Origin of the sequence: Nocardioides sp. (genome assembly GCF_964228225.1) — a bacterium.
Classification (GTDB): domain Bacteria; phylum Actinomycetota; class Actinomycetes; order Propionibacteriales; family Nocardioidaceae; genus Nocardioides.
The window spans coordinates 186,169-196,931 of the sequence record NZ_CAXQZB010000046.1 but is presented as its reverse complement, the minus strand read 5'-3'; the positions used below and the strand labels follow the sequence as shown (position 1 = coordinate 196,931).

The window sequence follows — 10,763 nt, the reverse complement described above, 5'->3', positions numbered from 1 at the left end:
CTCGGCCGGCAGACCCTCGGCGAGCCGCCACACGGCCTGCCACAGCGTGAGCCGCTGCGCCAGGACGTCGATGTAGCCGTCGGCCAGGCGCTGCGACACGGCCTGGAAGGTGCCGATCGGCCGCCCGAACTGCTCGCGGGTCTTGGCGTAGGCGGCCGTGAGCGCCAGCGCGCCCTCGGTGACGCCGAGCTGCTCGGCGGCGCTGCAGGCGAGCACCACCTGGTGCAGCCGGGAGGCCTCGACGTCCAGCCGCACGGCCGGGGCCGCCTCGAGGTCCAGGCGGGCGACGCTGTCGCCGTCGCTGACCCGGCCCGCGACCCGGGTGATACCGGCGGCGCCGAGGTCGAGCAGGAACACCGCGGTGCCGCCCTCCTCGGCGAGGGTGGCGGTGACGAGCGCGGCGTCGGCGGCCATCCCGGCGCGGACGAGCACCTTGGTGCCCGACAGCGCCCAGCCGGCGCCCTCGGCGCGGGCGACGACGGTGGGGCGCTGGGGCAGGTGCGAGCGCTCCTCGGCGAGGGCGACGGTGAGCAGGCGCTCGCCGTCGAGCCACGACGTCGCGGCCTCGGCGGCGGCGCCGGACTCACCGGCCAGCACCGCGGTGGCCGCACCGTGCACCGCCAGCGGGACGGGCGCCACGCGGCGCCCGACCTCGACGAGCACGCGGGCCAGCTCGATGAGCCCGAGACCGGCGCCGTTGACGGCCTCGGGCAGATGGAGGGTGAGCAACCCGGCCTCGCCGAGCTCGCGCCACAGGTCGCGGTCGAACCGGTCGCCGGCGGCCTCGACCTCCTTCATGCGGGCGGTGGTGGCGCGGTCGGTGAGGATCCGAGCGGTGAGGGCGGCGGCCTCGTCCTGCTCGGGGGTGAAGGTGAAGTCCATCGGGATCCTTGTTCCGGGAAGGGTGGGGGCGGGGTCGGTCAGCGCTTCGCGGCCGGCAGGCCGAGCCCGACGTAGCCGATGATGTCGCGCTGGATCTCGTTGGTGCCGCCGCCGAAGGTCATGACGAGGGAGGAGCGGTGGAACCGCTCGAGCCGCCCGGCCAGGGCGGCGCCGGGGGAGTCGGCCGTGAGTCCGGCGTGCGGGCCCACGATCTCCATCAGCGTGCGGTAGACCTCGGTGTTCAGCTCCGAGCCGTAGATCTTGATCGCCGAGGCCTCGGCGGGCGAAAGGCCCACCCCGGCGTCGGCGTCGGCGGCGAGCTTCCAGTTCAGCAGCGACAGCGCCTCCACCCGGGCGTGGGCCCGGCCCAGGGCCAGCTGCACCCACTCGGTGTCGATGACGCGCTGGCCGTCGGGGTTCTTGGTGGCCTGCGCCCACTCGCGCACGAGGTTGAGGGAGTGGATCGTCGGGGCCGCGGAGGTGAGCGAGACGCGCTCGTGGTTGAGCTGGTTCGTCATCAGTGGCCATCCGCCGTTGAGCTCGCCCACCAGGTTGGACACCGGCACGCGCACGTCCTCGTAGTAGGTGGCGCTGGTGTGCACCCCGGCCACGGTGTGCACGGGGGTGTAGGAGAAGCCCGGGGCGTCGGCGGGCACCAGGATCATCGACAGACCCTTGTGGCGGGGCAGGTCGGCGTCGGTGCGACAGGCCAGCCAGATCCAGTCGGCGTACTGGATGAGCGAGGTCCACATCTTCTGGCCGTTGATCACCCACTCGTCGCCCTCGCGTACCGCGCGGGTCTTCAGCGAGGCGAGGTCGGTGCCCGAGCCGGGCTCGGAGTAGCCGATGGAGAAGTGCAGCTCGCCGGCGAGGATCTTGGGCAGGAAGTAGTCCTTCTGCTCCTGGGTGCCGTACTGCATGATCGTCGGCCCCACCGTGTTGAGCGTGAGGTAGGGGATCGGGACCCCGGCGACGGCGGCGGCGTCGGTGAAGATCAGCTGCTCGATCATCGACCGGTTCTGGCCGCCGTACTCCGCGGGCCAGCCGATGCCCAGCCAGCCGTCGGCGCCGATCTGCCGGATGACCTCCTTGTAGACCCCGGCCTCACCGAACTCGCCGGTGGCCGAGGCCAGGCCCGCACGACGCTCGGGCGTGACCAGCTGGTCGAAGTACTCCTGGAGCTCCGCGCGGAGACGGAGGTGCTCGGGTTCGAGGGCTACGCGCATGCGGCAAGACTAGAACGTGTTCTCGTTTTGGGCTAGCCTCCTTCGGAAGATGGCACCTGGTCCCCGGCCGCGGGGACCGCACGGTAGGAAGGCATGTCATGAGCGAGATCCGCAGCCTGGACCAGGGCACCGCCCCCACCCGCTTCGCGCGCGGCTGGCACTGCCTGGGTCTGGCCTCGAGCTTCCGTGACGGCGCGCCGCACGCGGTGCGCGCCTTCGGGACCAAGCTCGTCGTCTGGGCCGACTCCCAGGGCGAGCTGAAGGTGCTCGACGGGTACTGCCGTCACATGGGCGGCGACCTCACCCAGGGCTCGGTCAAGGGCGACGAGATCGCCTGCCCCTTCCACGACTGGCGCTGGGGCGGCGACGGCAAGTGCAAGCTGATCCCCTACGCCCGCCGCGTGCCGCTGCGGGCCCGCACCCAGCGCTACGAGACCGCGATCGTCAACGACCAGCTGATGGTGTGGCACGACGTCGAGGGCTCGGCCGCCGACCACGACCTGCTGCCGCCGCAGCTGCCCGGCCTCGCCGAGGGCGAGTACACCGACTGGGTGTGGGTCAGCGAGGAGATCGAGGGCTCCAACTGCCGCGAGCTCATCGACAACGTCGTGGACATGGCGCACTTCTACTACGTCCACTTCGCCTTCCCGACCAGCTTCCGCAACGTCTTCGAGGGCCACCGCGCCACGCAGTACATGGAGTCCAAGGGCCGCCCCGACAAGGCCGGCGGCTACGGCAGCGCCGAGCTGTTCCTCAAGTCCGAGGCCACCTACTTCGGGCCGTCGTACATGATCAACTGGCTCGACACCGACTACAAGGGCTTCCAGACCGAGGTCGTGCTCATCAACTGCCACATCCCGACCGGACCGGACTCCTTCACCCTGCAGTACGGCATCGTGGTGAAGAAGCCCGAGGGCATGGACGACGACACCGCCAACTTCATCGGGCGCAAGTACGCCGAGATGTTCGGCGACGGGTTCCTCCAGGACGTGCACATCTGGAAGAACAAGGTCCCGGTGCAGAACCCGCTGCTGTGCGAGGAGGACGGGCCGGTCTACCAGCTGCGCCGCTGGTACGAGCAGTTCTACGTCGACGTCGCCGACGTCGCGCCCGAGATGACCGACCGGTTCGAGTTCGAGGTCGACACCACCAAGGCCAACGAGTTCTGGCAGGCCGAGGTGGCCGAGAACCTGCGCGAGAAGGCCGAGCAGGACGCGGCCGACGGCGCGCCCGCGGCCCACTGAGGCCCCGCCGCCATGGCGTCCTTCGTGCCGCACGACCCGGCCACCCTGGTCGACCAGCAGCTCTACACGCAGGCGCGCCTGGTGGAGGTGGCCTGCCTGGACTGCCTCGCGCGCGTGCGCGTGAAGAAGAACAGCGAGCACCAGACCTCCATCCAGTGGTCGGCGCAGGCGCGGGCCGCGTGCCCCGAGCTGGCGCGCATCGACCGGGCGGGCCCCGACGGCCGGACGCTGCACGCCGGCTGTGCGCGGCTGACCGCCAGCATCGAGGCCGCCACCCGGGACGGTGACGTGCCCGTGGGCGCCCTCGACGGATACTGAACCCGCCGCCGGGTCGCCGGTCGGCCCACCCCACAAGCACCCGCAGGAGAGCACACCGCCGTGGAGCAGTCCTACGAGCTGGAGGTCGTCGAGGTGGTCGAGGAGACCGCCGACGCCCGCTCGGTCACCTTCGCCGTCCCCGCCGCCGACCGGGAGGCCTTCGCCTACCGTCCCGGCCAGTTCCTGACCCTGGCGATCCCGAGCGACCTCACGGGGATCGCGGCCCGCTGCTACTCGCTGTCCAGCAGCCCCACCGCGGGCGCCGACCGCCTCACGGTCACGGTCAAGCGCACCGCCGAGGGGTACGCCTCCAACTGGATCTGCGACGAGGTCCGGCCCGGCTCCACGCTGCGGGTGCTCCCGCCCAGCGGGATCTTCACGCCGAAGGACCTCGACGCCGACCTGCTGCTGTTCGCCGGCGGCAGCGGCGTCACCCCGATCATGTCGATCCTGCGCACCGCGCTGCGCGACGGGTCGGGCCGGATCCTGGTGTTCTACGCCAACCGCGACGAGGCCTCGGTGATCTTCGCCGAGGAGCTGCGCGACCTCGCGGCCGCGCACCCCGACCGCCTCCAGGTCATCCACTGGCTGGAAAGCGTGCAGGGACTGCCGTCGCTGGAGCAGCTGCGCGCGCTCGCCGCCGACCACCTCGAGCGCGACGCGTTCTGCTGCGGGCCGGCGCCGTTCATGAAGCTGGTCGCCACCGCACTCAAGGAGCTCGGGTTCCCGCGGGAGCGGCGCCACCAGGAGAAGTTCGTCTCCTTGGGTGGCAACCCCTTCCCCGACGTCGTCGTGGACCCAGGTGCCCCAGGGGCCGACGCCGCGCTCGAGCAGGCCCAGGACGCCGCGGAGGCGACCGAGGCCGCCGATGCCGCCGACGCCGTGGGAGAGGGAGGTGCGGTCGCGGGTCCCGTCGTCGTCAGCGCCGAGCTGGACGGCACCACGGTGGAGTTCGACGACTGGGACGGGCGCTGCACGCTGCTGGAGTTCCTGGAGTCCAAGGGCGTCAAGGCGCCGTACTCGTGCCGGGAGGGGGAGTGCTCGGCCTGTGCGGTGCGGCTCCTGGAGGGCGACCTGGCGATGGCGCACAACGACGTCCTCGACGCCGAGGACCTCGACGAGGGCATCCGGCTGGCCTGCCAGGCCACGCCGCTCGCCGACGTGGTGCGCGTCACCTACTCCTGATACCCCCGGGGGCCTGATCCACAGATTGGTAACAAACTTTCATCGGCACGGACTGGTCTAGACCTCTTTATCCAATATTCGGTAACAACTGGCGCCACCGTGCTGTTACCGATTCACTGGTGTCACACGGTCTCGTCGCACCTCTGGGGAGAGGGTCGGCGGGACCGTGCCCAGCAGCGCCGCATCGGGCGCCGACGAGAGGACACCGCCATGACCGTCACCGTGATCTGTGTGGTCGGCGTCGTGGTCCTGGGCGTGATCGCCCTCGTCGGCGCCTGGTCGGTGGCCTCGCCGGCCTCCGCCGGCGCCCGTGACGCCGACGCCCGCCGGCGTCGGACCTGGGTCACCCAGCACCCCACCGAGGTGAACTCGGGCGACATCCACGCCGCCCTCGTGGTGGCCGGTCTGCCCCGCGCCGAGGCGGCGCAGCTGGTCGCTCGGGCCCGCGAGCTCGGCGTCAAGCCGTTCACGATGTGGCTCTGGATCCAGCAGCACGGCGCCGACGCGCTGCAGGTCGTCGTCGGTGCCGACCTCGGCCACGCCGAGCTGCTCGGCCACCTCGGCGCCGGCACCGTGCCGGACCTGCAGGAGCTGCGCGTCTTCGCCCGGCTCAACGGCTACGACCTGCCCGAGACCCGCCTCACCGCCCGCACCGCTCCGGGGGCCGCCGGCGCCAGCGCTGCCGCGGCGATGCCCCAGGTGCTGCCGGTCGGTGGCCTGCCCGCACCGGTGCGCCCCGCGTCGGAGGACGTGCTGGCCGCCCTGGACTTCACGGTCGACGACGACGGACTGGCCGCCTGAGCGGCCCCCGGGCCTGTCGCCCCACGCCCGTGCACGTCCGATCGGCGGGGTGACCTGGCCCGAACGGGCCATCCGGCCCTGAGCGTCCGGCCGGTGTCGCGGCGTGCTCGCGCGCGCCAGGATCGGTGGCACCGTCCACCGTCCCCACGCCCCGAGGTCCGTCACCCATGATCACCCCCGCCCTGGTCTCGCGCGCCGCTGTGCTGCGGGTGCGCCGGTACTGGGCCGACGGTGTGGGTCGTGGTGCCCGGCTGCGTGCAGTGGCGGCCGACCCGACCCGTGCCACCTGGGCGGACGTGGTCGACCTGCTGGCCCACCACGGGGTGCCCGAGCCGCACCTCGCCGGATTCATGCGCCACGTAGCGCGCTTGGAAGGGCTGCCGGTCACCCCCACCGCCGTCTGGTGGTGGGTCCAGGCCCACGACGGCATCGCGCTGCTCGATCTGCTCGACGCCGCGCTGGACGACGCCGAGCTCGCGCGTCGTCTCCGGGGACCGGTCGTCTCACGTCTCGTGGGGCGCACCGCCTGACCGCGCCCCCCGGACGCCGCGGCAAGGGAGGTTGCTGCGACCGCCGGGCGGCGACGTCAGGGCCCTCCGGCCCCGGCGCCGGATCCCGCGCGGGCTACCAGCCGCGTTCGCGCCACTCCGCGAGGTGGGGCCGCTCGGCGCCGAGCGTGGAGTCGCCGCCGTGGCCGGGGTAGAACCAGGTGTCGTCGGGCAGGGTGCCGAAGACGCGGTGCTCGACGTCGTCGATGAGGGACACGAACGCGGCGTCGTCGCCGAAGGTGCCGCCCACGCCGCCGGGGAACAGCTAGTCGCCGGTGAACAGGTGCCACGAGCCGCCGGGCGCGGGGTCGTGGTAGGCCAGCGCGATCGAGCCGGGGGTGTGGCCGGTGATGCGGATGACGTTGAGCTCGCACGCGCCGACGCGCACGACGTCCTCGTGCTCGACGCGCACGTCGACGGCCACCCCGGTCTGCTCGGTGATGGCGTCGGCGTCGGGGGCACCGGCCACGGTCGAGGCCCCGGTGGCGGCGACGACGGCGGCCAGCGCCCGGTGGTGGTCCCAGTGCTGGTGGGTGGTGACGACCGTGGCGAGGCCGCCGTCGCCGACCAGTGCGAGCAGGGCGTCGGCGTCGTCGGCGGCGTCGACGAGCAGCTGCTCGCCCGTGGCGTGGCAGCGCAGGAGGTAGGCGTTGTTGGCCATCTTCTCGTCGACGGCCACCTTGGTGATCGTCAGCTCCTGCAGCGTGCGGACCGCCGGGGCGCCCCCGACCTGGACCTCTCCGGTGTACGTCACGGAGCCGATCGTGCCACGCCGCGACGTCCCCCGCGACGGGCCCCTGTCGCGGGGGTGAGGTCGCAGGGGGAAGGATGGCCCCGGCGGAGCGCGGTGCGTCGACTTGCCCCGGAGCAGCGCGTGACGAACACTTGTTCGAACCCCCGCCCGCCGTGGCACCCGCCAGACAACCGCCCCCGCACCTGAGGAAGCCCGAGGACGACCGTGGCCGACCAGCTCATCATCCGAGGCGCCCGCGAGCACAACCTCAAGGACGTCTCCCTCGACCTGCCCCGCGACGCGCTCATCGTGTTCACCGGGCTGTCGGGGTCGGGCAAGTCCTCGCTGGCCTTCGACACGATCTTCGCCGAGGGACAGCGCCGCTACGTCGAGTCGCTCTCCGCCTACGCCCGCCAGTTCCTGGGCCAGATGGACAAGCCCGACGTCGACTTCATCGAGGGCCTCTCGCCGGCGGTGTCGATCGACCAGAAGTCGACCTCGCGCAACCCGCGCTCGACGGTCGGCACCATCACCGAGGTCTACGACTACCTGCGCCTGCTCTACGCCCGTGCCGGCCGGCCGCACTGCCCCACCTGCGGGGCGCCGATCGAGCGGCAGACCCCGCAGCAGATCGTCGACCGGGTGCTGGCGATGGAGGAGGGGCTGCGCTTCCAGGTGCTCGCCCCGGTGGTGCGCGGCCGCAAGGGCGAGCACGTCGAGCTGTTCAAGCAGCTGCAGACCCAGGGCTTCAGCCGGGTGCGCGTGGACGGCGAGACCCACACCCTCGACGCCCCGCCCACGCTGGACAAGAAGTACAAGCACTCCATCGACGTCGTCATCGACCGGATCGCGGTCAAGGAGACCGCCCGGCGCCGTCTCACCGACTCCGTCGAGACCGCCCTGCGGCTCTCCGGCGGACTGGTGGTGCTCGACTTCGTCGACCGTGACGCCGACGCGCCCGACCGCGAGCAGAAGTTCAGCGAGCGGATGGCCTGCCCCAACGACCACGTCATCGACACCGACGAGCTCGAGCCGCGCTCCTTCTCCTTCAACAGCCCCTTCGGCGCCTGCCCCGCCTGCTCGGGCCTGGGCACGAAGATGGAGGTCGACCCCGAGCTGGTGGTCCCCGACCCCACCGCCACCCTCGCCGAGGGTGCGCTGCAGCCGTGGTCGCACGCCACCGTGGCCGACTACTTCCTCAAGCTGCTCGGTGCCCTGGGCGACGTGCTCGACTTCGACATCGACACCCCGTGGGAGAACCTGCAGCCCAAGGTGCAGCAGACGATCCTGGACGGCTACCCGCGCAAGGTGCAGGTCGTCACCATGAACCGCCTGGGCCGGATGCGGTCCTACCAGGCCGACTTCGAGGGCGTGCGCCGCTACGTCGAGCGTCGTCACCGCGAGGCCGAGACCGACACCAGCCGCGAGCGCTTCGAGGGCTTCATGCGCGAGGTGCCCTGCCCGACCTGCAATGGCAGCCGGCTGAAGTCGGTGTCGACCTCGGTCACCCTCGGCGCGCGCGAGAACGGCGGCCTCAACATCGCCGAGGTCTGCGCCCTGCCGATCGCGGAGTCCGCGGCCTACCTGCGCGGGCTCGACCTCAGCGCCCGCGAGCGCCAGATCGGCGAGCGCGTGCTCAAGGAGATCCAGGAGCGGCTGCAGTTCCTGCTCGACGTCGGGCTCGACTACCTCTCCCTGGACCGGCCCTCGGGGTCGCTGTCGGGCGGGGAGGCCCAGCGCATCCGGCTCGCCACCCAGATCGGTGCGGGCCTCGTGGGCGTGCTCTACGTCCTCGACGAGCCCTCCATCGGGCTGCACCAGCGCGACAACCAGCGCCTCATCGAGACCCTGGTGCGGCTCAAGGACCTCGGCAACACCCTCATCGTCGTCGAGCACGACGAGGACACCATCCGCGAGGCCGACTGGATCGTCGACATCGGTCCCGGCGCCGGCGAGCACGGTGGCCAGGTCGTGCACAGCGGCACGGTGCCCGACCTGCTCGCCCACCCCGACTCCGTCACCGGGCAGTACCTCTCCGGGCGCCGCGAGATCCCCGTGCCCGCGATCCGCCGGCCCCGCACGAAGGGCCGCGAGCTGAAGGTGATCGGCGCCCGCGAGCACAACCTGCGCGACGTCGACGTGGCCTTCCCGCTGGGCGTGTTCACCGCCGTCACCGGCGTGTCCGGCTCGGGCAAGTCGACCCTGGTCAACGACATCCTCTACACCTCCCTGGCCAAGCAGATCTACTCCGCGCGGGCCATCCCGGGGCGCCACCAGCGCATCACCGGCCTCGAGCACGTCGACAAGGTGATCCACGTCGACCAGTCGCCGATCGGGCGCACCCCCCGGTCCAACCCCGCCACCTACACCGGCGTCTTCGACCACGTCCGCAAGCTCTTCGCGGCCACGCCCGAGGCGAAGGTGCGCGGCTACCTCCAGGGCCGGTTCTCCTTCAACGTCAAGGGCGGTCGCTGCGAGGCCTGCGCCGGCGACGGCACGATCAAGATCGAGATGAACTTCCTGCCCGACGTCTACGTCCCGTGCGAGGTCTGCCACGGCGCGCGGTACAACCGCGAGACCCTCGAGGTGCACTACACGGGCAAGACCATCGCCGAGGTCCTCGACATGCCGATCGAGGAGGCCGTGGAGTTCTTCGCCGCGGTCCCGGCGATCGCCCGTCACCTCACGACGCTGGTGGAGGTGGGGCTGGGCTACGTCCGGCTCGGCCAGCCCGCCACCACGCTGTCGGGCGGCGAGGCGCAGCGGGTCAAGCTGGCCGCCGAGCTGCAGAAGCGCTCCACCGGACGCACGGTGTACGTGCTCGACGAGCCCACCACGGGCCTGCACTTCGAGGACATCCGCAAGCTGCTGCTCGTGCTCGGGCGCCTGGTCGACGCCGGCAACACCGTGCTGGTCATCGAGCACAACCTCGACGTCATCAAGACCGCCGACTGGATCATCGACATGGGCCCTGACGGCGGGTCCCGCGGCGGACTCGTCGTCGTGGAGGGCACGCCGGAGGAGGTCGCGGCCCACGAGACCAGCCACACCGGCCGGTTCCTCAAGCCGCTGCTGGAGGGTCGCGAGGCCGCCCAGCCCGGCCGGCCGAAGGCGGCCACCGACGACCTCCCCGCCACCCAGATGGCCAAGCGGGCGGCCCGCAAGAAGGCGGCCGCCCAGGCGCGGGCCAAGGCCCGGGAGAGCTGAGGGGAGCTCGATTCGTCCGCACGAGCGGTTGAAACGGTGGATCCTTCAACTACGTTCGAGCCAGACCCGGCCCTGCGGCCGGCGCCCCGGCCCGACAACCCACACCCCAGGTGGTCCCGACATGACCGACGCGCAGACCGATCGTGAGCCCCGCCCCACCCGACGCATGGTGTTCCAGGGACTCGGCGCCCTCGGCGTCGCGGTGGCCCTCGCCGGATGCGGGGGCGGCGACACCACCGCCGCGCCCGCCGCGGGGGAGGTCCTCGTCCCCGCCGCCGACGTCCCGGTGGGCGGCGGCGTCGTGCTCAGTGACGCCGGCGTCGTGGTCACCCAGCCGGTGGCGGGCACCTTCGAGGGGTACAGCAACATCTGCACCCACCAGGGCCTCCCGCTGGCCCGGGTCGGCGCCGACGGCATCGAGTGCGACGTGCACGGCAGCCGGTTCTCCATCACCGACGGCAGCGTGGCCAACGGCCCCGCCGACGCTCCGCTGGGGCGCGTCGCCGTGCGTCTGGAGGGCGACAACATCGTCACCGCCTGAGGGGTGGGGTTCGCCGTCCTCCGTCGCACCAAGCAGACGGCAGGTCCTAAGGCCCGACACACCTGCCGTCTGCTGGTG

General features: G+C 72.1%; 11 protein-coding genes. 7 read left to right on the top strand and 4 right to left on the bottom strand.

Translation table 11 applies throughout. From position 1 onward, the window contains the following. A partial coding sequence (locus ACERUJ_RS11280) for an acyl-CoA dehydrogenase family protein (protein ID WP_370248617.1) occupies positions 1-882 on the bottom strand: 882 nt, incomplete at its 3' end. A 38-nt stretch (positions 883-920) separates the two neighbouring features. Next, positions 921-2,108 (bottom strand): acyl-CoA dehydrogenase family protein, encoded by a 1,188-nt coding sequence (locus tag ACERUJ_RS11275; RefSeq protein WP_370248616.1) that lies wholly within the window; start codon positions 2,106-2,108, stop codon positions 921-923. Between the two features lie 98 nt (positions 2,109-2,206). Here ACERUJ_RS11275 and ACERUJ_RS11270 point away from each other — a divergent pair, with 98 nt between their 5' ends. The 5 genes from ACERUJ_RS11270 (at position 2,207) to ACERUJ_RS11250 (ending at position 6,186) form a co-directional block, all read left to right on the top strand. After that, complete coding sequence (locus ACERUJ_RS11270) at positions 2,207-3,352, top strand: Rieske 2Fe-2S domain-containing protein (RefSeq protein WP_370248615.1); 1,146 nt, start codon at positions 2,207-2,209, stop codon at positions 3,350-3,352. A 12-nt stretch (positions 3,353-3,364) separates the two neighbouring features. Next, positions 3,365-3,670, top strand: coding sequence for a hypothetical protein (locus ACERUJ_RS11265; protein WP_370248614.1), 306 nt, complete (start codon positions 3,365-3,367; stop codon positions 3,668-3,670). Positions 3,671-3,730: 60 nt separating this feature from the next. Then, a complete protein-coding gene (locus tag ACERUJ_RS11260) occupies positions 3,731-4,855 on the top strand; it encodes a 2Fe-2S iron-sulfur cluster-binding protein (RefSeq protein ID WP_370248613.1) in 1,125 nt (374 codons plus the stop codon). Between the two features lie 210 nt (positions 4,856-5,065). Then, on the top strand, positions 5,066-5,656 hold the full coding sequence (locus ACERUJ_RS11255; protein ID WP_370248612.1) for a hypothetical protein: 591 nt from the start codon (positions 5,066-5,068) through the stop codon (positions 5,654-5,656). Positions 5,657-5,823: 167 nt separating this feature from the next. Further along, positions 5,824-6,186, top strand: coding sequence for a hypothetical protein (locus tag ACERUJ_RS11250; protein ID WP_370248611.1), 363 nt, complete (start codon positions 5,824-5,826; stop codon positions 6,184-6,186). A 94-nt stretch (positions 6,187-6,280) separates the two neighbouring features. Here the strand turns inward: ACERUJ_RS11250 and ACERUJ_RS11245 are convergent, their stop codons facing one another. Then, positions 6,281-6,454, bottom strand: a complete 174-nt coding sequence (locus tag ACERUJ_RS11245) for a hypothetical protein (protein WP_370248610.1) — start codon at positions 6,452-6,454, stop codon at positions 6,281-6,283. A gap of 15 nt (positions 6,455-6,469) precedes the next feature. After that, positions 6,470-6,958 carry an MBL fold metallo-hydrolase gene (locus ACERUJ_RS11240; protein ID WP_370248609.1) on the bottom strand — a complete coding sequence of 163 codons (489 nt, stop codon included), beginning with the start codon at positions 6,956-6,958 and terminating at the stop codon, positions 6,470-6,472. A gap of 204 nt (positions 6,959-7,162) precedes the next feature. Between ACERUJ_RS11240 and uvrA the strand changes: the two genes are divergently transcribed. Next, positions 7,163-10,144 carry an excinuclease ABC subunit UvrA gene (gene uvrA / locus ACERUJ_RS11235; protein WP_370248608.1) on the top strand — a complete coding sequence of 994 codons (2,982 nt, stop codon included), beginning with the start codon at positions 7,163-7,165 and terminating at the stop codon, positions 10,142-10,144. A gap of 121 nt (positions 10,145-10,265) precedes the next feature. Then, a complete protein-coding gene (locus ACERUJ_RS11230) occupies positions 10,266-10,685 on the top strand; it encodes a Rieske (2Fe-2S) protein (protein WP_370248607.1) in 420 nt (139 codons plus the stop codon). Positions 10,686-10,763: the final 78 nt, after the last annotated feature.